This window comes from Bradyrhizobium sp. BRP20, assembly GCF_020194215.1.
Taxonomy (GTDB): Bacteria; Pseudomonadota; Alphaproteobacteria; order Rhizobiales; family Xanthobacteraceae; genus Bradyrhizobium; species Bradyrhizobium yuanmingense.
Map to the genome: position 1 here is coordinate 100,375 of NZ_JADYVY010000021.1, position 21,893 is coordinate 122,267.

Annotated in this window: 17 protein-coding genes; 10 read left to right on the forward strand and 7 right to left on the reverse strand. The window is 57.9% G+C overall.

Going from position 1 to position 21,893, the window contains the following annotated elements:
- Positions 1 to 10: 10 nt before the first annotated feature.
- Both I6F33_RS32955 and I6F33_RS32960 read right to left on the reverse strand, forming a co-directional pair.
- The gene (locus I6F33_RS32955; protein WP_225145304.1) at positions 11 to 1,081 is read right to left on the reverse strand and encodes a glycosyltransferase family 2 protein; all 1,071 of its coding nucleotides are present in this window, start codon (positions 1,079 to 1,081) and stop codon (positions 11 to 13) included.
- A complete protein-coding gene (locus I6F33_RS32960; RefSeq protein WP_225145305.1) occupies positions 1,068 to 2,138 on the reverse strand; it encodes a glycosyltransferase family 4 protein in 1,071 nt (356 codons plus the stop codon). Before I6F33_RS32960 ends, I6F33_RS32955 begins: the two co-directional genes overlap by 14 nt.
- Positions 2,139 to 2,650: 512 nt before the next feature.
- On the opposite strand from I6F33_RS32960, the gene I6F33_RS32965 reads away from it, so the two are divergent.
- On the forward strand, positions 2,651 to 2,962 hold the full coding sequence (locus tag I6F33_RS32965) for a hypothetical protein (RefSeq protein WP_157286778.1): 312 nt from the start codon (positions 2,651 to 2,653) through the stop codon (positions 2,960 to 2,962).
- Positions 2,963 to 3,016: 54 nt separating this feature from the next.
- Here I6F33_RS32965 and I6F33_RS32970 read toward each other — a convergent pair whose 3' ends face one another.
- The 3 genes from I6F33_RS32970 to I6F33_RS32980 all read right to left on the reverse strand — a co-directional run bounded on the left by I6F33_RS32970 (position 3,017) and on the right by I6F33_RS32980 (position 5,933).
- The gene (locus tag I6F33_RS32970; RefSeq protein ID WP_225145306.1) at positions 3,017 to 3,709 is read right to left on the reverse strand and encodes a bifunctional 2-polyprenyl-6-hydroxyphenol methylase/3-demethylubiquinol 3-O-methyltransferase UbiG; all 693 of its coding nucleotides are present in this window, start codon (positions 3,707 to 3,709) and stop codon (positions 3,017 to 3,019) included.
- A gap of 59 nt (positions 3,710 to 3,768) precedes the next feature.
- Positions 3,769 to 5,055: a glycosyltransferase family 4 protein gene (locus I6F33_RS32975; protein WP_225145307.1), complete on the reverse strand. Its 1,287-nt coding sequence runs from the start codon at positions 5,053 to 5,055 to the stop codon at positions 3,769 to 3,771.
- Positions 5,056 to 5,117: 62 nt separating this feature from the next.
- Positions 5,118 to 5,933, reverse strand: a complete 816-nt coding sequence (locus tag I6F33_RS32980; RefSeq protein ID WP_225145308.1) for an FkbM family methyltransferase — start codon at positions 5,931 to 5,933, stop codon at positions 5,118 to 5,120.
- A 260-nt stretch (positions 5,934 to 6,193) separates the two neighbouring features.
- Between I6F33_RS32980 and I6F33_RS32985 the strand changes: the two genes are divergently transcribed.
- The 8 genes from I6F33_RS32985 to I6F33_RS33020 all read left to right on the forward strand — a co-directional run bounded on the left by I6F33_RS32985 (position 6,194) and on the right by I6F33_RS33020 (position 18,660).
- Positions 6,194 to 8,158, forward strand: coding sequence for a hydrolase (locus I6F33_RS32985; protein ID WP_225145309.1), 1,965 nt, complete (start codon positions 6,194 to 6,196; stop codon positions 8,156 to 8,158).
- 118 nt (positions 8,159 to 8,276) lie between these two features.
- The gene (locus I6F33_RS32990; protein ID WP_225145310.1) at positions 8,277 to 9,683 is read left to right on the forward strand and encodes a hypothetical protein; all 1,407 of its coding nucleotides are present in this window, start codon (positions 8,277 to 8,279) and stop codon (positions 9,681 to 9,683) included.
- Positions 9,680 to 11,731 carry a glycosyltransferase gene (locus I6F33_RS32995; RefSeq protein WP_225145311.1) on the forward strand — a complete coding sequence of 684 codons (2,052 nt, stop codon included), beginning with the start codon at positions 9,680 to 9,682 and terminating at the stop codon, positions 11,729 to 11,731. Before I6F33_RS32990 ends, I6F33_RS32995 begins: the two co-directional genes overlap by 4 nt.
- Positions 11,732 to 11,804: 73 nt before the next feature.
- A complete protein-coding gene (locus I6F33_RS33000) occupies positions 11,805 to 13,226 on the forward strand; it encodes a lipopolysaccharide biosynthesis protein (RefSeq protein WP_225145312.1) in 1,422 nt (473 codons plus the stop codon).
- A 37-nt stretch (positions 13,227 to 13,263) separates the two neighbouring features.
- Positions 13,264 to 14,139 carry a glycoside hydrolase family 16 protein gene (locus I6F33_RS33005; RefSeq protein WP_225145313.1) on the forward strand — a complete coding sequence of 292 codons (876 nt, stop codon included), beginning with the start codon at positions 13,264 to 13,266 and terminating at the stop codon, positions 14,137 to 14,139.
- A gap of 72 nt (positions 14,140 to 14,211) precedes the next feature.
- Complete coding sequence (locus tag I6F33_RS33010; RefSeq protein WP_225145314.1) at positions 14,212 to 15,369, forward strand: glycosyltransferase; 1,158 nt, start codon at positions 14,212 to 14,214, stop codon at positions 15,367 to 15,369.
- A gap of 153 nt (positions 15,370 to 15,522) precedes the next feature.
- A complete protein-coding gene (locus I6F33_RS33015) occupies positions 15,523 to 17,742 on the forward strand; it encodes an AAA family ATPase (RefSeq protein WP_225145315.1) in 2,220 nt (739 codons plus the stop codon).
- Between the two features lie 225 nt (positions 17,743 to 17,967).
- On the forward strand, positions 17,968 to 18,660 hold the full coding sequence (locus I6F33_RS33020; protein WP_225145316.1) for a sugar transferase: 693 nt from the start codon (positions 17,968 to 17,970) through the stop codon (positions 18,658 to 18,660).
- A gap of 489 nt (positions 18,661 to 19,149) precedes the next feature.
- On the opposite strand, the gene I6F33_RS33025 is transcribed toward I6F33_RS33020, so the two are convergent.
- Positions 19,150 to 20,499 carry an NAD(P)-binding protein gene (locus tag I6F33_RS33025; RefSeq protein ID WP_225145317.1) on the reverse strand — a complete coding sequence of 450 codons (1,350 nt, stop codon included), beginning with the start codon at positions 20,497 to 20,499 and terminating at the stop codon, positions 19,150 to 19,152.
- A 765-nt stretch (positions 20,500 to 21,264) separates the two neighbouring features.
- Between I6F33_RS33025 and I6F33_RS33030 the strand changes: the two genes are divergently transcribed.
- Complete coding sequence (locus I6F33_RS33030) at positions 21,265 to 21,402, forward strand: hypothetical protein (protein ID WP_225145318.1); 138 nt, start codon at positions 21,265 to 21,267, stop codon at positions 21,400 to 21,402.
- A 170-nt stretch (positions 21,403 to 21,572) separates the two neighbouring features.
- Here I6F33_RS33030 and I6F33_RS33035 read toward each other — a convergent pair.
- The coding region (locus I6F33_RS33035; RefSeq protein WP_225140926.1) for a transposase at positions 21,573 to 21,893 on the reverse strand (321 nt) is incomplete at its 5' end.

Genomic DNA, 21,893 nt, shown 5'->3' on the forward strand with positions numbered 1-21,893 from the left:
AACGCCCTATCTAGCGCCGCGAAGCAAAGCGGAGCAGTCCCGATCGTCTCCGGTTTCGGGACCTGTAGGCCATCAATGCTCTGGCTGGTTCGCGAGGCAGCATGGCCGCAAGCGCAAAGAAAGCAACCAGCGCAATTTTTTGAACGATTGGGAAAGGCTCAGAGCCAACACTGGCCATCAGTTTCGGCAACATCGAAGCGCGTGAGCTGCTTCCCGATACAATCTGGAGACAGAAGCTGCGCTCGCGATAGTAAAAGGCGCCCTCCGGCTCAACCAATCTTCGGCCCGGAGCCACTCGAGCGAGAATCGCGCGCAAATGCTCTGTACGCGCCACAAACCTCTTGATATCGCGCTGTAGCAACGAAGCGCTTGGAAGCTGTCCGAGCTGCGAATCGTTGAGGCCGTGCACGCGGTAGTTTCCCAGCTCTTCGGAAAGGCTGACAACGTCCCCAAGGAACGGAGCAACAAACAAAACCACCCCGTCAACGGCCTTGTCATAGTCCACTTCGCGCAGCAGCTCGCAGACGTCCCGACGAAATACGTTCCCAGACGTCGGTGGCGTCTTGTAGACGCCGCGTTTGAGCACCTCATTGACCAATCGGTCGCGCTCCCGAAACGATTCGAGCGACGAAAACGATCCGATAGGCCTGCTTTCGGCATCGATGAGCGTCAGACCAAATTGAAGTTTTGCAACCCGCTCGTCCAATTCCGCCAAGATTCTGGCCAGTGAACCTGGCTTGAGCTCATCATCGGCGTCGAGAAACAAGATGAATCTTGCTTGGGTCTTTTCCAGCCCAAACAGGCAGGCCCCTAGCTGCCCGCGGTTTTGGATCTTAAATGCAGTCACCGCATAGCGGGTGATCGTCTCCCAGGAGGCGTCAGTTGAGCCATCGTCCACCACCAGGAGTTCGCAGGCATCGCAGTTCTGGTCTAAGACGCTCTTGATCGCTCGCTCAATGTAAGCCTCGTAATTGAAGCAGGTGATGATGACGGCGAGCTGGGGAGCATCGCTAGCCTCTATTCTCGAGCACGTCGTCGCTGTAGCTGGGTCACTGACATCGCTTGCTTCAGGCGTGAGCATGAGTGGGACCTGAGGCCTCTTCGTAAATCGCCAGCGTTTGACGAGCGACTCGCTCAATTGTAAGAAACTCTAGATTGAACTGACTTTTCTTTTTCCACTCCAGCACGGCTTGTCGGTCCTGGAGTAAACAGCGCAATACTTCGGCAAGTCTTTGCGGGTTGCCCACGGGAACGAGAACGCCTGCTTGTCCCTGTTCAAGCAATTCAGGAATTCCGTCGACATCGGTCGCGACGATGGCGCAGCCAGCTTCCCGCGCTTCCGACAGCACCAGCGGAGCGGGATCAGCGTGCGACGGCAACACGAATATGTCGGCCCCTGACAGGAACGGAAAAGGATTATCTTGAGGACCCAAGAAGGTCACCGCCGACGCGCATGCCATCGAGCTGACCTGGACGGCATATTGCTCGCGGTGCGGACCGTCGCCGACAATATATAAGCGTCCTGCTCCGAGCGCCGCGTAAACCATATCGAACGCAGAAAAGAGGTCCGATAGCCCTTTTCGCGGATGCAGTCCGCCAACGAACACAATCGCCGGTGATTGAAGCGAGGCTGGCGTGCGATCCTTTTGCTCGAAACGCGCTGCACCGATTGTTCCATTCAGGACCACGCGGATCCTGGACTGTGGGATCCCTCGTCTTCGCATTGACTTGCCAACGGCTGCACTAACCGCGATCACTCTCGCTCCGAGGCCCATGAGGACTGCGCTTGACTGGAATTCATTGTGAACGGTCGTGATGAGCGGGATTCCGAGCAACTTGCAAATTGGCCAGGCGACGACAGCGCTGGTCATCATATGGGCATGAACCACCTCTGCCCGCCAATCGCGCATCAGCCGATAGAGCGACAGCGTGGCCTGCAGCAGCTGCTTCGGTCGCCGCTCCAACCCAATGCGGATGTTTTCGACATTGTTTTCCGCGAGCAAGGCATCAAAATCGCCGCCGCCGCTCACCATCGCGACCTGATGGCCGAGTTTCACCTGCGCACAGGCGAGGTCCACGGCGGCATGCACATGACCATTCAGCCGGCGTGTATGATTGAGTAATTGTACAATACGCATGCACACCTGCGGCAAATAGCCAGGGAAGAGGCAAGACACCCCAGTGCTTGGTCCGGCGCGTTCACCGGGACGATTGACCTCAAGCTAAAAAACAACCAACGATGCTTGCGCTGCAAATACCCTGCCAAGGTGACATCGGCCGAAACACCAAAGCGCCGTGCCGAAAAAATCCGTTGACGGGGGGAACCTCTAACTTGATCTGGTTCCTCTGCTTGCTATTGTGGCTCGTCGGCGGCTTTCACAGAGCTTGGCCTGGCAAGCTGACCTAAGCTGTTGTTCGGATGCACCAAACTGGCTTTGGCGCTCCGAGAGTGCTGCACCGCCACAAGATCTTGCCACACTGCGAGTTTACGTTCTCGCAACAGGTGATCTGTCACTTGACGGGTTCGTCGGTTGGGCAAGCGAGGCGAGGTGTCGAACTCCGGCCGGCGCGAGGGGGTGCGAAACCGATCGCAAGGACGTTGTTTCAGCTCAGCTCTTCGAAGGGACTTCGCGTATCGCGGGGCACTGTAATGGAATACGCGGCTATCGGACTGGCAATTTTCGGAGCGGTGTTGGGGCTGCGCTTCCGATTTCGGGCATTGCTCCCCTTTGCCTTGCTTGTCCTGTTTGTCACGATCTTCCTGACACTTAATCAGCGCCTCGGCGGGCTTGAAACCGTTCTTGCCGTCTTAGCCACCCAAGCCATCTTGCAAGGCGGCTACTTTGTCGGCGTCATTATCCGCGCGCTGTTTCGTGCCTATCAGCGCAAGCTGATTGCGCCAGACGAGCTGGCTGCAGCGGATAAGCGCAGCTCCAATTCAGGATCGATCGCCTCCAACTGAGGCCGATCACCCGGCTCAGCCTATGACCGCAACCCAGCCGACTTGCGCCGGTCCTCATTTTGCGAGGACCAACAGCGAGTAGCCGCCTAGCAAACGCACCGCGAGATCCGCATTGAACGCAAACATCAAGCGGCGGGGGAGTCGCATGAGACGACTTGTGAATGCCTGATTGGGCAATTCCAACCGACTGGCGGTGTAACAATGATCGACAATCGTGTAGCCGCAATCCTCGAGCGTGGCCAACGCCGACTGTTTGAAGAAGTAGTGAATATGTCCGACATTGCGTCTGAGGTCGGCAATCGGCCAAGCCCGCAGGATGGATTGCGCGGAGAGATCCAACGGGATGTGAAAGATTTTAAATGTTCCGAACCGACGCAACTGCTTTATAAATGAAATGTAGTCCTCAACGTGTTCGATCACGTCAATTGCGAGGATAACATCAAATTCCAAATCGTGTTCGCCGAGAAGGTTGCTTAAGTGAAACTTTGTGCGTTGAGTACTTTTTTCTGCTGCGCGCCTGAACGCATCGGGCGAGATTTCGTACCCCGATAACCGCGCATCCGGAAACGTCCTTTCCAGGTTCAACAAGATCTCGCCAGTCCCGCAGCCAATCTCGCATATGCGCTGGGTTGGGATATTGTTTCGCCGGATCATCTGCGCGACGTGACTGGCCTTCCACGGCGCATCCTCCTCGTGCCACGTCGGATTGTTCTTTCCGTAAGCATCACCCTCGTATAATTCCTTCATTGCGCAAACCTTCTCAAACGATGAGGGAGCCGTCGCCTATGATTTCCCGCCTCATGCCGCTAAGATAAAGACTCCAAGTTCAAGCTTGATTCCGTCGGGGTAGCTACAGTTTGATGAGCGGATCTTCGCAAACTATCTGCAAGCTCCGCGTACAACTTCTCCGCATTGTAGCTTTCGTGGACGGTTTCGCTTGCTGCCCGGCCAAGTGATTGGCGATCGCGCCAGGCATCTAGGATGGCAGCGGATAGACCTCTGACGTCACCGACGGGAAACAGCACTCCATTGACTCCGTGCGTGACCAATTGCTCAAACGCCCGTATGCGGCTCAGAACCACCGCCGCACCACAAGCCATTGCCTCCAGTACAGCAAGTGCCACCGCCTCGTTCGCCGAGGGCATCACGTATACGCCGCACCGGCACAGCAACGCGCGCACCTCGGATCGGTCCACAAATCCATGAAATCGCACCCGATGCGACAGGCCGAGTTTGGCCGCAACCCCCTGCATCAGGTCCTTGTCGGGCCCCGTGCCGACGATATCCAGCGTCCATTCCTCGGGGAGGTTGGCGAGTGCGCGAATTAGGTCGGTCGTGCGTTTTTGCCTGTTGGTCAAACGCGTGATCGTCAGGATTGTCTTGGAACGGCTCGCGGCCGCATCCGGAAAGAATTCCGATACGTCGCAGCCGTTCGGCTGCAAACGGGATCGACCGCCATGTCGAGTGACGATGCGACATTCCTGCTCGGTTTGACCATAGAGCAACGCCGCCTTGCGAAAGCTATCGCGTTTAAACAGCTTCACGACACGATCCGATAGTCCACCATGATCTGCACCGACGATTGGCAGATCAATTCGTCCTGCGAGGTGATCGAACCTGCCGCTCCAATATTCCTGCACGTACAGCAGATCAATTCTATCCGCAGCCAGCGCTTTCCGAAGCGGTTGCATAAATGCAATCGTGTTCAACCGTTCCTCAGCATATAGGGACCAACGCGAACGGCGCGACAGGCGCTTGACCCATACCCGTTCGATCAGCTGGTACCAATTCTCGAGCGGCAGAAATCGAACGTCTACCCCAACATCGGTGGCGAACTTTCCCGACTCCCGCAGTGAGGGGATGTAGAGCATCGGCCTAATCCCGTTTCGGCTCAAACCGCGAGCATAGTACCACGCCCAATCGTTTCGATAGCGCTCGAGATAACTGGCGCGCGTCTGACCCTGCACCCATCCAAAAAACCCTTCGAAGGAACTGCAGCTGAGCAGCATCGCGACATTGACGCGCTTTGCTTCAGCCGCGGGCTCTAACGATGACATGTGCGGCATTCTTGCTCGTGCTGAAAACTCTTTCATTCAAGCTCAGTCCGGGTCTGGTCAGCCATTCGCTTTCTCGACCAACGCTACCTGCACGGGGCTTACGCCAATTGCCCGTCAAGATTCGTGCCACGCCGAGAGGTCATGCGCTCCGAATGCACATACCAGCCGTCCCACTGCGAGAACTCCTCGAAAACCCGCTTGTATCCGTGCGTCGCAAGAAGCGCCTGAATCGCAGCTTCCGTTTGCCGATTCTGCTCCACGCTGAGTAGATCGATGCTGTAGCGGGAGAAATCGAAGCTCTTTAGGATATCGTACTCGCTCCCCTCGGTATCGATCGACATGTAGTCAATCCTGCGAGGAGCATTGCAGTCCGCTAGCAGCTGGTTAAGCGAAACCGTCTCGACTTCGATCTCTTGTCCGGCTGAACGCACAGCTGCAAAATGATCACCCGAGGCGAATTCGGCTACCCCGCTGAGCTCCGGATCCACTTCGTTCGTTACCAAGAAGCGTACCTTCTTGTCTGAACTAGAGCTGATGCACCGATGATCCTTGCGCGAAGCCCGGTTCTGTGCGAGCGCGTCGTGCCAGATTGGATTTGGCTCAGCTAGAATTCCTTGCCAGCCGTATTCCTTTTCCAACAGCCAGGTGTTGCTATTCGTAACGCCGTTGGTTGCACCAAACTCAACAAAGAACCCGCCCTGCTTCTCTCCGAGCTCGTAGCTGACCCAGAGGTCTTGAAATATTTGCGATCGCGATCGATCGCGATTCAGAAAGCAATAGGCCAAGAAGCGGATCTCGTCCAAGCGACCAAAACGTTCCACTTCAGGGCGCCGCAACCGGATGCCATTGAAGATCATCCTGCGCAACGACGCGCTTTGTGCAGCCTTGGAGGCAACAGAAGCAACCGCGGACATTCCATGCTTAGTAAGCGATCGCATCATTGTGCTCTAAATACCCATCACTGGAATGGTCAGCTGAGATCGCGAGAGTTCCGCTAGTAATCGCCAATCCATATAATTCTTAAATAGAAACCCTCTCAGAGTTGGCACGCAAAATGCTACAAGCAATTTATTGATCTGAGCAACATCTAATTGCGGAGCCCGCCTAAGCACAAATCAATTTGCGACCGTTACGCGTGTTTTGCGTCATTCGGTGCGTTGGAGTTTGGTAATTTATGAAATCACATAGGCTAGCCGAGCGCGTCAGAGCCGCCGATGGAATCGATCTGATATCCGTCGACGTCTTTGATACGCTTCTGCTGCGAACCGTGCGCTCCGCTCGCTCACGTATTGTGCAAGGTGAGCATTTATTCAGCAACTTTCTTCGGGAGCGCGGCTGGCAAATCGAACCTGTTCTGCTGGCGAGAGCCAGACAAGAAGCCGAGCGAATTGCCTTCCGAGCGCTCGCCGTGCGCGGATCCGGTGAAGTCCGACTGCCCGACGTGATCGATCGGCAACTTCGCTTGCTGGGTCTTCCGGATTCCTTGGGCGCTGCGCGCTTGGCAATTGAACTCGACATCGAGAAGACCTCGCTCGTTGCAAACCGGACCTTGGCCGGGTTTCTGCGCGCACGCCGAGCGGCGGGCAACCGCGTTGTCGCCGTCAGCGACACCATGCTGTCGTCTGCAGACCTCGATAGACTAATCTCGCATTTTCATGGGCGCGATGTTGTTGATCAGATCTACAGCAGCGCCGATCAGAGATGCACCAAGCGTGACGGTGCCCTGTTTGCCCGGGTTTCCGAAGCAGAAGGGGTGTCCTTAAGCCGAATTCTGCACATCGGCGATGATCTGCACGCCGACGTCCGTCGCGCCGCGGCACATGGACTAGCTGTCATTCATACACCCCGGCCCGTCTGGTTCAGCTATTTACGAAAGGCGAATGGCGGTTTGGTTGCCGCTGGGGCTGCATTGTCGCAACGAAGGCGCGGCAAATGCTCGGCAGCGGAGACACCCGAAAATGCGTACGCGTTTGGACGTGTTGTCCTTGGGCCCATCGTCACTCAGTTTTGTTTGCTGATTTGGCTATACGCCGCCGAAGTGGACGCATGCGACGAGGCGACTTTGCTGTTTTGCGCCCGCGGCGGTGTTGGAATAAGGGAAGTCTTCGAACGAGTCGTCGCTCGGCTTTCGCTGCCGCTCGGCATGCCACGGCAGAACTTCATGGTCTCACGCCTCGTTGCGGCGCGCTCTGCGGTGTTGGTTCGCAGCGCTTCCGCGCTCGAGGAGATTGCCCGTGAGTTTCGCGGCCGCTCGTTTCTTGATGTAGCTTGTGCCCTTGGTGGAGGACGCTACGAGCTGCCAGAGGAATGGAAGCAGCCATTTCGTGCAGACGTATTCTTGACCATGTTGTTCGACGATCGCGCGAAGGCGGTTTTGTCTGACATCCGCGTGCAGAACGCGTTGTTCGAGCGGCACTTTGCCAAACTCCGGGGTGATGCTCGCCGAATTCTGCTGTGCGATACCGGTCTCTACGGAAGCACACAGCGGCTATTGGCCAGTGCCTTTCCGACGCTACAAATTGAAACCATTCAGTTTGCCCGATCAAACTATAAGGGACACAGCGAAGAACATTTCAAGCAGGTTTTCGGTCTCTTGGTTGAGCGCAATCGCTATAGTCCGCTCGACGTCCGTTCCTCAGTCCTGCGGTATTGGCATCTGATTGAGAGCCTGTTCGAGCCAAGGATCCCCTCGGTCACTTCTTTTTTCGACGAGGGAGAGGATGTCGCGGCCAATTGCGGCGACATCCGGTTTGGGATCAGCGATGCCAGCCTCGGAAACGAATTGCTGTCCGGCGCGCTCAGTTACGTAGACAGCCTTCCGATCGACGGCGGGGCAGCGGCATTACGCGATGCCGATGCCGCCTGGGTTCGGCTCAAGCGGGCCATTACGCGGCCTACCGCCGGTGAATTGCGATGCCTCGAAGTGCCGGGCCGATCCGTCGACTTTGGCAGATCCGATGTGCTGCAGGCATTGCGCGTCGAGCAACCCCAGCCGGTGTTGAGCAGGCTGGCATCGCTGCGATTTGAACTCTGGCGTGAGGGCGCAATAGCTCGGCAATTCCCCGTCCTTAAGCACGCTCTGCTGCCGATGCTTGATTCCATACATTCTATCAGGGGCATGATGGCTCGCCAGCATTGAGAAAGCCGATGCCGAATCCAGCAGCACTTCACGTGCCGTCTCCGGTCAGCCGCGCTGGCTCCGCGACCATGGTCAGGACGTGTCGCAGCGTACTCGAGTCAAACCCCGGCGGTGCGCCATGTCGCTAGAACCGATCGGGATTTTGACCATCCTACTCGGGTTGCTCTGCCTGCCGCTCGGTTATCGCGCCACTTTCGGCGTGCTGATGGCCACTGCCCTGTTTGGCGCGGCCGCCGCCGTCCTCGTCGGCGGCGCAAACATTCAACCGGCACACCTGTTCTTAAGTTTTGCCATGGCGGCAGTGCTCGCTCGGCGCCACGAGGCTGCCGCTGCGATGCGAGCCATCAGCTTCGGCCAACCCGGATTCTGGCTGTTGTGCTTGGTGATCTTTGGCGTCGGCTCTGCTGTCCTGATGCCGCGCTTACTGGCTGGCACAACGCAGATCGTTCCTCTTGGCGCATCGGAATACGCGGACACCGGCTCAACCGTCCCGCTTGGGCCCGTGTCCAGCAATTTTACTCAGTCCGTCTACATGGCAGCGGATCTTGCCTGCTTCGGGATCACGGCCGCGATCGCAACGACTCATGCCGGCTTTCGCGCCGTTGTCGCCGCAGTACTCGGCTATTGCGCCGGAAACGTCCTGCTCGCCATGCTGGACATCGGAACGTATGCGACAGGCACTCAAAGTCTCCTCGATTTCATGCGGAATGCCCGGTACACAATGCACGCCGATGATCAGGTCAACGGTGTAAAGCGGATCGTCGGTTCATTTCCCGAAGCTTCCGCATTCGCGCGCGCCACTCTCGGAGCGTTCGCGTTCACCGGCACCCTCTTTCTGAGCGGCAGGATGCCAATGCTCACCGGCCCGATGGCGCTTGCATCGCTGGCGCTGGTCGTTCTGTCAACCTCCTCGACAGGATTTGCTGGGGCTCCACTGGTCGGCTTGATGCTCTACGCCGGCCTTCTGCGGCGATCGGGCTTTCAACCGAACCGTCCGCTCAGTTCCGCGGCCGTGCTATGCACGCCGATCCTCTTGGTCATCGTGATCTTGGGCGTGCTCCTCGACGAGCGAGCCAGCGAAACGGCGCGTAGCTATGTCGATACGTTGGTTCTCAACAAATCCTCTTCGACCTCGGCCGTCGAGCGCAGCTCGTGGAACGCGGCTGCCCTACAGAACTTCTTTGACTCCTTTGGTTTCGGCGTTGGGCTCGGAACTATCCGCACATCGAGTTTTCCGATCGCACTGCTTGCCAACGTTGGTATTCCTGGAACTGCCTTCTACCTCCTTTTCGCGGCAACAGCCCTGTTCGCACCATTGAATGGCCCGCGTACTTATGAGACCGACGCTCGCCTAGCCGCGCGCAATGCATGTTTGGCTCTCATCATCGGTGACACGTTGGCGGCTCCATCCGTGGAGCAAGGTCTGCTGTTCTACGCCCTCGCCGCGCTGGCTTGCGCTTCACCGCGGGATCACCTCGAAGGAGTGTTGCTCACGCGGTCCGAACCATCGGGAGCCAAAGCATGAATGCATCCAGCAGTTTTGCCGTCAATGGCCGCTATCTGACGCAGCCCACGAGCGGCGTGCAGCGCTACGCCGGGTGCGTCACGGCGGCAATGAATCAGGCACTCGTCGGGTCCGGCGCAAGCGTTCCGATCATTGCCCCCACGGCCGCCCCCGATCCTCGGCTTCAGGCCATGCCGCTCATCCCGGCGGGGCCGCTCGGCGGACACCTCTGGGAGCAATTGGTTCTTCCCGGGCGGTGGCCCGGACGGTTGCTCAATCTCGGCAACACAGCGCCGGCCGTCAAAGCGGATCAGGTCGTGTGTATTCACGACGCCAACGTGTTCGATGCACCCGAGAGCTATCGGCCAGCGTTTCGCGCGATCTATCGCGCCCTGCAACCGCTGCTGGCGAAGCGCGCGGCAAGGATCAGCACCGTTTCAGCCTATTCGGCCCGACAACTTGCCCAGCACCTGCCGCTACGCGCCGCGGACATTCCAGTGCTTCCGAATGGACATGAGCACGCCTTGGCCTGGGACCCCAGCCTCGCGCGCGTGGATTGCCAGCTTGCGGCCGAGGGTCGGTTCGTGCTGGCGCTCGGATCGCGCGCTCCGCATAAGAACCTGCAGCTGGTTAGCACCATCGCGCCGGAGCTCGCCGCAATGAACATCGGCGTGATCGTCGCCGGCGGCGGCGCCGACATATTTTCTCCTGAACGTCTAACCGACGCACGCGGCCTGACCCTGCTCGGCCGCGTCACGGATGACGATCTCGCCTATCTCATGGATCGCGCCTTGTGCTTGATCTTTCCATCGTGGACAGAAGGCTTCGGGCTTCCGATCGTCGAAGCCATGGCGCGTGATTGTCCTGTCATTGCCTCGGATCGGGCGAGCATGAGCGAAGTGTGCGGCGATGCCGCCTTGCTCGCTCCCCCCGACAATCCACAACGATGGGTGCAGTGCATTCGGCAACTCTCGACATCCGGCGATCGGCGCGATGAACTGGTCGGGCGTGGCCGCGAGCGCATTAAGATGTTCTCCTGGGCGCGCACTGCTGCTGGATATGTCGAGCTGATGCGAGAGCCTACATCGGGCCTGAGAGCGCGTGAGACCACGGTTGGATGCATGCCCAGAGTGGCGGTAGCAATCGCGACACGAGGACGACCCCAAACGGTGACGGCTACCCTGACTCACTTGCTGGAGACCCAAACCCTTAAGCCGGACGCCGTCATCGTGTCTTGTGTCAACCGTGAGGATGCGGGCGATGCCGCCAAGCTGCCCGGCGTTCAGCTCGTCACCGGCCCCGGCGGCTTACCGGCTCAGCGGAATACCGCGTTGGCCGCGCTCAATAATGAGGCCGACGTGATCGTGTTCTTTGACGATGATTTTTTGGCGGATCCTGATTGGTTGGCCGCGGCCGCGCAAACGTTCCGAGACGAGCCAGAGGTCGTCGGCTTCACTGGCTATCTCTATGCTGACGGCATCCTCGGACCGGGTCTCACCTTTGATGAAGCGCTGCGCATCTTGACGGAAAGCACGCTATCGCCCGAAGCACCGCGCATCGAACCATTCAGCCCGTACGGCTGCAACATGGCTTTCCGCATGTCTGCGATCGGCAACATAACCTTTGATGAGCGGCTCGTCCTCTATGGATGGCAGGAAGACCGGGATTTTGGCGCGGCGCTTGCAAAGCGAGGCGGCCGCCTGATCAAATCTCCCCGCGCCCGCGGCGTGCATATGGGCCAGAAGGTGGGCCGTGTTGCCGGAGACCGACTGGGCTATTCCCAAGTCGTCAATCCAATCTACTTGCTGCGCAAAGGCACGATGACGCCTCGGCAGGCAACCATGCAAATCTTTCGGAACGTCGCCATCAACCTGGCGCGCGCCGCCAGACCTGAACCTTTCATCGATCGGCGGGGCCGACTTCACGGCAACGTGCTCGGTTTCGCCGACGTTCTGAGGGGCCGTCTTGAACCCGAGCGCGCAGCAACCATCATGCCGACCGACAAGAGCTCCGGCCCACGACCAGCAACTCCAACTAAAGGCACTCGCGATGACGCCGCTGCCTCATGAAGCCGCGCTAGCCGGCACTCTTTCCGCATCGACGACCAGGCAGTACCTCGTCGCAACGTGCGGACATTGAGTCGTGCTTGCCCGCAAAACCCTGTTGGGAGCCGCTTGGACTGTATCGTCCAGGCTAACAGCCCGGGCTATCGATTTCGTCACTCTTTTGGTCCTCGCACGCATCCTGACGCCCGCTGACTTCGGCCTCACCGCCCTCGCCGCGACCGTGACGATCATCGCGGATATGGTGCTGGAGGTACCAACGCTGCAGGCCTTGACCCGCTTGCCAAGTGTAACGAAGTCGCACTTGGATACTGCCTTCACCTTGAGCGCTCTCAGAGGCCTCGTCTTGACATTGGTGCTTTTGCTGGTGGCGTGGCCGTTTGCGCAGATTTACCAGGATTCCCGCCTGGCCAGCTTGATCATCGTAGGCGCCATCGGACCCTCAGCTCGCAGCCTGTACAGTCCGGGAATGGTCGAATACACCCGCCGCCTGGCTTTCAAGCCGGTCTTTGTTGCCGAGATCTTTGGCAAACTCGCCGCGGCGATCATTGCCGCGACAGCAGTGGAACTTGGCGCTGGCTACTGGGCCATTGTCGCCAGCGGCGTCGCAGCGTCCGTAGGGGCCACATCAATATCTTACCTGTTGGCCCCTTACAGACCAAACCTCTCGCTGTCGAAGTTTCGGGAGTTCTCGGGCTTTCTCGGTTGGCTCAGCGGCGCCCAGATCATCATCGCCCTGAGCTGGCAGTTTGATCGAATCCTGCTTGGCTATTCATCGAGCAAAGCCACATTGGGTCAATACACCATCGCCAGCGATCTATCGGTGATGCCAACGCAGAGCCTGATCGGCCCGGCGATGCAGCCTCTCATGGCCGCACTGTCGCAGATCAACCATAACCAGGATCGGCTCCGTCAGGCCTATTCGAAGGCGTCTCGGCTCACGATGTCACTTGCCGCGCCGGCTTGCATCGGAATGTCATTGACCTCGGACTTGATCGCCGAGGTCCTGCTGGGCCCGCAGTGGGGCGAGGCTGGAATCTACTTGCGGTGGCTCGCATTATCGACCGTCCTCAGCGCGTTCTATCAGCCCCTGCATTCGTTGGCGCTGGCCACCAATCGAACCCATCTGGTGTTTCGCCTAACAATGGTCGAGCTGTGCACCAAGATCGTTCTTATGTGTTTGGGCTTCTACTTCTATTCGCTTGCAGGCGTGGTGGCGGCACGGGCCGCGGTTTCGTTCATCATGTTCGTCCTCTCCTTGATGGGAGCCCGGCAATTGGTCGGAACCAGCGTCGCGTCTGAGGCGTCCAATCTATGGCCAATCGCCGCCGCATCTGCGGTGATGACCCTTCTGGTGATGGGCCTGCGATACAAGCTGCCTGAAATCCATCTGGCTGCCTTTTTTGAACTGGGAGTGATCTCTCTGTTCGGCGCCAGTGTGTATGTCGGCGCGCTGTTTGGCTTTGGTGTTCGGGTCAGCAGCCGCGCAGGGGCGGTGTGATGGTCGAAGTGCACGATGCAGGATCAAGGAGAGCGAGATGACCGAGAAGGGGCATGCAACAAAACGCCCGACCTGGGCAGCTACGTCGGTCGTGCTCACGGTCGGGATTTCACTCAGTTCTGTGATCGCAGCCGAGCAGCCTGCATCCTGTGAACTTCACCCCGTCTTGCTTGAAGACTTCAACGACCTCAGTGTCTCAGCGACCCGCCTGGGCGCTGCCCGTTGGACCGCACACACCCCTTGGTCGGGCGATTTCGGCGACGCGGCATTTGCCAATCCGGGACCGAGGGGGCCATTCAAGGTGGAAGACGGAGTTCTCACCATCACCGCTTCAAAGGATCGGAACGGTAAGTGGACGTCGGGTCTTCTGGCGGCAGCCGATGCTTCCGGCGCCGGGACCGGAACCCGGTACGGCTATTTCGAAGCACGTATGAAGATGCCGCCCGGTCCGGGAACGTGGCCCGCATTCTGGCTTGCCGCTCTGAAGCCCGCCACGGTGACGGAAGGAAACGTCGAACTCGATGTCATCGAGTATTATGGGCAGTTCACATCCGCTTATCAGGCCGCCACGCACATCTGGTACAAGCAACAACCGCAGAAGACCCGGGGCGAGGGGCAGAAGGTCACGGTACCGAACGATGCGCTCGTGCAAGACTTCCACACTTTCGGCGTAGATATCTCGCCCCAGGCCGTTGTGTTCTTCTTCGACAGAACCCCGGTCTGGAGCCAACCAACCCCACCTGAACTCGACGGTCCACTCTACCCTCTTGTGAACCTTGCCCTCGGCGGTGGTTGGCCGATCGATCAGACACCCAATCCTTCCACGCTGTTGATCGACTATGTCCATGTGTACGGGCGCGGGCCTGGTCCGGCCGAAGGCTGTCCGCCTGCCCCTAAAGTCCTACCACGCTGAAGCATAGATGTCCGCTCGATCCCAATGCGCAATCACAGCACATCTTTGATCAATTCGCGAAGGATTGACTGCATGAAAGTCGCGATCATTCACTATTGGCTTGTGGGGATGCGCGGGGGCGAGAAAGTCCTCGAAGCTCTTTGCGAGATGTATCCCGAGGCGGACATCTATACGCACGTCTATGTTCCAGAAGTGGTCTCCGAAACTATTCGCAAACACCGCGTTGTTTCGACCTTTATCAATCGGCTACCGCGCGCTCCACGCATGTACAAGACCTATCTCCCGCTCATGCCGCTCGCTCTGGAGCAGCTAGATTTGCGCGACTATGATCTGATTGTCAGCAGCGAATCCGGACCGGCAAAAGGCGTCATTGCTCCTCCTCACGCCCTCCACGTCTGCTATTGCCACACACCCATGCGCTACATCTGGAATATGTTTCACGATTACCGAGCCAGCGCCGGTTCGCTCGCGCGGCTGGCCATGCCCTCGCTTGCGCACTATCTAAGACTGTGGGATGTCGCTTCCGCCGCACGGGTCGATAGCTTCGTTGCCAATTCCGCAACCGTCGCCGGCCGTATCCGCCGCTACTACGGTTTCGACGCCAACGTGATTCATCCTCCAGTGGATACTGCAGCATTCTCGCCGTGCTCCTCTTCCGAACTCGGCGACTACTATCTGATGGCCGGCGAACTCGTGTCCTACAAGCGGCCCGACCTTGCGGTACGCGCGTTTAACGAATTGAAACTGAAGCTGGTGGTCATCGGCGGCGGCGAGATGCTGTCCGAGATTCGCCGCCTCGCCGGCCCGACCGTTTCCGTGCTCGGACCGCAGCCGTTCGAGGCACTCAAGCACCATTACGCGCGCTGTCGCGCGCTCATCTTCCCGGGAGAAGAAGACTTCGGCATGGTCCCGGTAGAGGCCATGGCGAGCGGACGTCCGGTGATCGCTTTCGGGCGGGGGGGCGCTACCGAAACAGTCGCAAACGACCTGACTGGTCTCTTCTTCGACGAGCAGACCATTGATGCCATCAGCAATAGCATTGCCCGATTCGAGCGAATGACCTTTGAGCCCGAGGCTATCGTTGCTCACGCCCAGCAGTTTGGCCGCGAGCCATTCATCCGCAAAATGCGTTCGCATATCGATTTCCTTTTCGCCCAACGCGCCAGATCGGAGACAGCAAAGCAAGGAAGCGCTCGGCATGAGCTCAACCCTCAATTGACTGTTTCTTGAGCACAGCCTGCACCGCATTTAGGCTCTGTAACATCAATTTAATGGGCGATACTGCTTTTTGTTTAAATGCCAATTCTTGTTTGCGCGAGCAGATGCGAGCCGCTCCTTTTGGACTGTACGCGTTCATAAAACGAGTTGAGTTGAGGGCGTGGAATGAACATCGCCGGCGAATTTCGGCCCTACGCGACGGCGACAGAAGCCGCCCCTGATCAGGCAAGATCTCTGCTTCTGTTACGCGACTTCTTACGTCGCGAATGGCGTCTTATTGCCTTCATGACGGCCGCCTCGTTGGCGCTTGGCTCGCTCTACGTCGGGATGGCGCCTCGCAAGTTCACGGCGCAGGCTGACATGTTCGTTGATACCAAGGGGATCACTTCGCCACGAAGTGAGAATTCCCAGGAACATCAAGGCGTAGACGACGCTGTTGTGGAGAGTGAGATCGAGACCACTAGGTCAGAAAAGGTCGGCAAAGCGGTCATAAACAAGTTGCGTCTCACGGATGATCCAGAGTTCGTCGCCTCGGGCAATGCAATCACAAGCCGCTTGGCCCGATGGTTGCGGCTAACGAAACCGTCCGAAGAAAGGCCTTCGTCTGCCGAGCTGGAGCGACGCGCGCTTGGCGTTCTCAAGGACAATCTGCGCGTCACCCGTTTGGGCCGCAGCTACGTCGAGCAGATCGCCTATACTTCGCTTGACCCGGACAAGGCTGCACGGATCGCCAATGCTTTCGCCGATGCCTATATCGAATACCGGCTGCAGGCAAAGTACGAGGCTACCCGACGCGCCAGCGTTTGGCTGGAACAGCGGATCAGCGAGCTCCGTCAGCAGGCCAGCAATGCCTACAAAGCCGTGCAGGACTTCAAGGCCGAAAACGGCATTATCATTGGCGTCGAAGGCAAATTGGCGAGCGAGGTTGAGCTCGATCAGCTCGGCGTCGCACTGGCCAAAGCTCGCGCCGACACCAGCCAAGCTCGCGCCAAGCTCGAGCGTATACAACGCATTCTCGAACAACGACCTGAGAAGGAGAACTTCACGATCCCAGATCCGGTTGTCACGGATGCGCTTAACAGTCCGGTGATTACCAAGCTACGTCAGAAATACCTGGAGAACCAAAACAAGCAAGCCGAATGGAGCGCGCGCTATGGGGCCGAGCATGAGGCCGCCAGGAATCTGCGATCCGAAATGGCAGCGCTGCAACGGTCGATGTGGGATGAAATCTCTCGTATCGCGGAGAGCTATAAGAGCGAACTCCAGATTGCGAAGTCGCAGGAGGAGGCGATCGATACGCGAATGATCGAGATCTTCCAGCAATCCGGGGCGACGCGGCAAGCTCAGGTTCACCTGCGGGAGCTGGAAACGGGTGCAAACACCTATCGTGGCATCTACGAGGCCTTCCTGTCTCGATTCACCCAGTCGGTGCAACAGCAGTCGTTTCCGTCGACCGAGGCCCGCGTGGTGACGGAAGCGTCGGCACCTACAAAGCCAAGCTCGCCCAAGCTCGCCATCGCCTTGGCTTTCGCAGCGATGTGCGGGCTCGGCCTGGGCACGCTCGCAGCAATAGCCCGAGAGCAATTCATGTACCGGAGGGTCCACACACGTGACCAGCTCGAGAAGCTGTTGAGCACGCCCTGCCTAGCCGCTTTCCCAGCTGTTTCAAAGCTGCGGACGCGATGGCGCGGCGGTCACGCCAGCGCCTTCCAGCAGATCAACAAAGCCGCTCCTTTTTCAGCTACGGCCGAGGCGTTGCGTTACATCAAGGTCGCCATCGACTTGCATCCGGCCAAGCCAAAAGTGATCGGCATTACGTCGGCCCTTCCCGGTGAAGGGAAGACAACCGCCACCGCCGCGCTCGCCGCATTCCTCGCGAAAAGCGGAGCCCGCACGCTTCTGATTGATTCCGATCTGCGTAAACCGGCCTTATCCAAAATGCTTGGCTACGAGCGCCGGTTGGGGCTGCAACGGATGGTGGTCGATCGGTTGCGTCTCAAAGACGTGATCATCAACGACCTCAATTTCAACTTCGATTTCGTCCCCTCGCCATCCGGGGCACCGCCCTCGAACAGCTCGGATGTGCTTTGTGCGTCATCGGTCAGGCTGGGACTGGAGCGAGCTCGCGAGGACTACGACTACATCATTTGCGATTTGCCGCCGATCTTGCCCATCGCTGACGTCAGAGCGGTCGCAAGCCTGTTTGACGCTTTTGTGATGGTGGTTGAATGGGGCACGTCCACCAACGAGGTCCTCAAGGCAATCCAGTCATCGCCGCTTGTTTCGGAGCGATTGCTTGGCACCGTCCTCAACAAAACCGACGAAGCGTTTATGCGTCGATTTGAGGGTTACTCCGATCGCCGCTATTCCTATTACCAAAACTGAAGGAAGGTAGAGGCGCTGCTTCCGCCTTTTCAAATCGCAATGTCATCACGAGCTCAATTAATATTACGCTGAAAAAATCCGCTGGCTCTGCCGAAACTTTAAACTTGTATTAATTTTGCACCGCCGTCAGAATTTAATCTGCTCGCATTGGGGGGCGATGAGACCGCAAGAAAAGAGGGGACGAGCTCGAAGGCATTTTAGGTTTTGTTTTATGGAGTTCCCGCAATGGCCAATGTGGTCGATACACGCGGCGAGTTGCCTTTCATTTCCGCAAAGAGACGTTCTCCCGCCCACGTGGCACCGCGTCCCGTGGGTACAGTCGTAAAGAGATCGGTTGATCTTGTATTGGCAGCCTTTGGCATTCTGCTGCTTTCTCCTTTGCTGTTGCTCTGTTGCTCGGCCTTGATTTTGTTCTCGCCAGGACCGGTGCTGTTTCGTCATAGACGGGTTGGCTTTAATGGTCAGACCTTCGACTGTCTGAAGTTCCGTACCATGGCCCCTGACGCAGCGGAGCGGCTGCAACGGTTGTTGGAGTCAGATCCTGCGGCCGCCGCCGAGTGGAAGGCCACTCGCAAGTTACGCGCAGACCCTCGCGTCACGCTGTTGGGCGCAGCGCTGCGTCGCTCCAGCCTCGACGAATTGCCTCAGTTGTTCAATGTCATTCGCGGTGACATGAGCATCGTCGGACCTCGGCCGGTCACCGAAGAAGAATTGGTGCGGTACGCGTACAAGGTCGACGCCTACCTCGCCTGCCGTCCTGGAATTACCGGCCTTTGGCAAGTGAGCGGTCGCAGTACAACCACTTACCGCCGGCGCGTTGCCTGCGATGCATTCTACGCGCGCAATTGGTCCATGGTACTCGACACCAAGATCATGCTGGCTACCATCCCGGCTCTATTCGAGGATGCAGCATATTGAAAGTCGACTCGCCGCCCCGACCGGACATCTCTGAAGACAGGAGGCCTGATACCCTCTGCGAGCACAGAAAACCATTTGAACCGAAGATTTGATCACCGCTCGATTGGATCCGACTTTAAGCCGTTGCGACACTCTCGAGTTGCGAGATCGATCGAACCATTGAGGGATGATGATGAGAGCGAGCTCGACCCAGGCCACAGCTTTCGAATCCGTTTGCTCGAACTGCGCGACCCTGGCGGTTACGTTTCAGTGTGCTGACGGAGCCCTCGATGACACGCCAGTTTTTTGCACGAACTGCGGTCGCCTGCGCGGCCTCATTGGCGCGGTCAGGAAGATGGCGCATGAGCCCGCCGCCCGCACCCCCACCCTGCTCGACCGCCACTGAGTGACGCCCAATTTCCGCTTCGAAGGGTCCTGTGTTGCCCGAGCACCCGTTGACCGCGTCTTCAACAGGCCCTGTACAAAGTGTTGCAATCTGCTTGATGAAGTCTAGGGCGCGCTCGCATCCGATCTAGACCAGGTCTGACCGGGCTGGTCCGAACGAAGCGCTGCTTCGGCTTTTAAGGTAGAGTCGCGAGCGGTCGGTTGATAGTCAAATCTGCCTTGCCGTCCAATCGATTCGATGCCCAACTTGCGCAGTGCGGCCACCGTGCTTGCCGCGTGTTCGTCGGCCTGGTCGGTGTAGATCGGGTAGGCATTGTCAAGCATATGCGCGCCCTCAAGCCGAAGGTCACCCAAAAACAGTCTGTTGTCGCAGGTGTGGGTTCTAAAGTCGCTATCTGCCGTACTAATGTCGTGCGCCACGTGCTCAGCATTGACTTCGACGGAGAAGAATTCTCGGCCGTGGCACCTGCCGTAAAAATCGGAATGAATCGTGAGGCGCTTCCACGCCCCTTCGCTTGAAAAATTATACAGGATCGGTTGCTTGAAGCCTCTCTCACCGGAAAAGCTATAGAACAACGTCAGCAACGTCACAGTTTTCAGCTCTCGATGCGTTTGCAGACCACACAGATTTTGGATGCGTGCTAGGGGAATGGTCGAGACCAGGCGACGGCCGACGATCGCACGGTCGTTCGCCAGGACAATCGAAAACTCGCCGTTCTGCCTTTGAACGCGAGCTATCTGGGTCCCCAGCACAAAGCCTGCGCCTTGACCTTCAAGCCGCTCCATTGCCTTGCGATACAGGAATCCGAAGCCCTCCCGCGGTCGAACGAGTTGTTGATTGGGAGCCACATTGGGGGCACGACGAAAGGCCCGCCCAACAAGGTTTCGCAGCTTCGCATGCTCCTTAATCCAAAGCATCCTTTTCTCTGCAAACTTGACGTCGACCTGATCGGCAGGAAATCCGTAGAACCGACTCAAATAATAGCCGAGCCCTGTGCGCTCCAGTAACCGCCTTCCAATCCAAAAGGTTGCAAAGTCCTTGGCACTTCGGATCCTGCGGCGGAAGGTTCGGGCAAAGATGATCGAGCTCGCCATCCAAAGCCATTCCAACGGGCCGGCTGAAAGCAGATCGTCCTTGATGGATAGCGGATAGTGACTTACTACGCCTTGCGGAGTGAGACGCCCCCACGACGGGTAGATTTGAATATAGAGCGGTAACAACTCGGGAAAGTGCGCCAATAACGGCGAATCGTCCTGGAAGATGTAGCTGCCGACATCGAAGGTGTAGTCGCCGACTTTGCAATCGATGTGGTTTCCACCGCTCCAGGCGTACTCGTCGACGACAAGGACGTTCCTCGCGCCGTCGCGCAGCAAGATCGATGTCGCCACAAGGCCGCTGATTCCAGCGCCCAACACCACTGCATCGTATCGCGCCTCGTCAAGGCTGTTCGTCATCAGCGAGACCATCCAGTGACCCGGTATGTATTGGATTATTGAAGCGCATTTCTGAAAGCGCGACCAGCACATTAGATGCATCGCGAGCAGAAGCTCCTGGTGCCGCCTGCTCGGCGCCAGCGCAGCTCGCTCGGTTTTCGAGACAAAGGTTCTCAGAGAAGCTGGTTTATGTTTGTGCAGCGAGTGCCTAAAATATGACGCGCACTTTCGGGTTGCCCGGTGGCGCTGGCAGGCTCTGAAGCCACAGAGACCTGCCTCTGTGCTTTGCAAGAACCGAAGTGATCGGGGAATCGTAATACTTGTCCAGACCGATCGCCAGCAGAATGCAAATTGGTACTAGTGCAAAGAGGTAACAAGAGCTGCCTGCTCAAGATGGGTTGCCTTTAGCAGACCGACCGTCGTCATAAGGATTGGAACGTGAACGTTGTAGAGTGGATACGAAAGGCGGCCTAGCACATTAAGAAGACGCTGCTTTTGTTGGAGATGGCAAGTGACGGACAGATACAATAGGAGTGGAAAGATAAGGACGATCGAAACAGCATCGAACACAGGGCTCGGATCGGAAGGCAAAAGACGGTCGCGAGCAGAAGGATCATTGGCCAAAGTAGAAGTGTGGGCAGGAATGGTTTGGGGCGGTAATGCCAAACCAGGACACCGGTAAAGAAGCCGAACAGGGAGCGAACAACACCTCCGAAGAAAGTAGCCCAAGTAGCCCCGAGATCGGCGGTACCGTGTTTGAGAATAGTTAGGGCGAGGAGTCCACCAGTGACAGCGGTGATCACCCAGGCGCACTTCGTATCTACCCGCAATATCAGCGCCGTTCAAAGCAAATTGACGGCAATTTCAAATGACAACGACCACATCGGGGTGTTGGTGGGAAATGTCGTGTCTGTGGGAGCCTGACTTACCCAAGGCTTAGCATTACAGTTGCAATTTTTTCCTGAGATGGGCTTTGCGCGCGTTGGCCTGATGGGCCCTACGCCAAGACGACCATGCGAGGATATGGGCGTGCGGGATGCGCCGCTGGGCAAGCTTCATGGCGAGGCGCCGGATTTCCTGGATCGACCAGCGGATCAAGAACGATGCTTCGGTCGAGGCCGCGGTCGTGTTTTTTTAAGCAACGACCCGGTGTTGGCCCGATGACGGATGACGGCCATCATGGCGAAGGCAAGCATGACGAGTGCGACATGGCGATGCCAGCCATGCCAGGAGCGGGTTTCGTTGTGATCAAGGCCGAGCTCGTTCTTGGCGGTTTCGAAGCTGTCCTCGATGGCCCAGCGATGGCCTTCCACCGACACCAGCTTCTGCATGGACGTGCCTTTGGGGCACCATGTGGAGAAGAAGGCCAAGCTGCCGTCGGCGATGTTGCGGCGGATCAGAAGACCCCGCGTCCA

What these genes read in the sequence shown, in the direction of transcription:
- I6F33_RS32975 (WP_225145307.1), bottom strand. Translation starts at nt 5,055, where the DNA reads ATGAAAGAGTTTTCAGCACGAGCAAGAATGCCGCACATGTCATCGTTA.
- I6F33_RS33015 (WP_225145315.1), top strand. Translation starts at nt 15,523, where the DNA reads ATGAACATCGCCGGCGAATTTCGGCCCTACGCGACGGCGACAGAAGCC.
- I6F33_RS32955 (WP_225145304.1), bottom strand. Translation starts at nt 1,081, where the DNA reads ATGCTCACGCCTGAAGCAAGCGATGTCAGTGACCCAGCTACAGCGACG.
- I6F33_RS32980 (WP_225145308.1), bottom strand. Translation starts at nt 5,933, where the DNA reads ATGTCCGCGGTTGCTTCTGTTGCCTCCAAGGCTGCACAAAGCGCGTCG.
- I6F33_RS33010 (WP_225145314.1), top strand. Translation starts at nt 14,212, where the DNA reads ATGAAAGTCGCGATCATTCACTATTGGCTTGTGGGGATGCGCGGGGGC.
- I6F33_RS33005 (WP_225145313.1), top strand. Translation starts at nt 13,264, where the DNA reads ATGACCGAGAAGGGGCATGCAACAAAACGCCCGACCTGGGCAGCTACG.
- I6F33_RS32995 (WP_225145311.1), top strand. Translation starts at nt 9,680, where the DNA reads ATGAATGCATCCAGCAGTTTTGCCGTCAATGGCCGCTATCTGACGCAG.
- I6F33_RS33020 (WP_225145316.1), top strand. Translation starts at nt 17,968, where the DNA reads ATGGCCAATGTGGTCGATACACGCGGCGAGTTGCCTTTCATTTCCGCA.
- I6F33_RS32970 (WP_225145306.1), bottom strand. Translation starts at nt 3,709, where the DNA reads ATGAAGGAATTATACGAGGGTGATGCTTACGGAAAGAACAATCCGACG.
- I6F33_RS32965 (WP_157286778.1), top strand. Translation starts at nt 2,651, where the DNA reads ATGGAATACGCGGCTATCGGACTGGCAATTTTCGGAGCGGTGTTGGGG.
- I6F33_RS32985 (WP_225145309.1), top strand. Translation starts at nt 6,194, where the DNA reads ATGAAATCACATAGGCTAGCCGAGCGCGTCAGAGCCGCCGATGGAATC.
- I6F33_RS32960 (WP_225145305.1), bottom strand. Translation starts at nt 2,138, where the DNA reads ATGCGTATTGTACAATTACTCAATCATACACGCCGGCTGAATGGTCAT.
- I6F33_RS32990 (WP_225145310.1), top strand. Translation starts at nt 8,277, where the DNA reads ATGTCGCTAGAACCGATCGGGATTTTGACCATCCTACTCGGGTTGCTC.
- I6F33_RS33025 (WP_225145317.1), bottom strand. Translation starts at nt 20,499, where the DNA reads ATGACGAACAGCCTTGACGAGGCGCGATACGATGCAGTGGTGTTGGGC.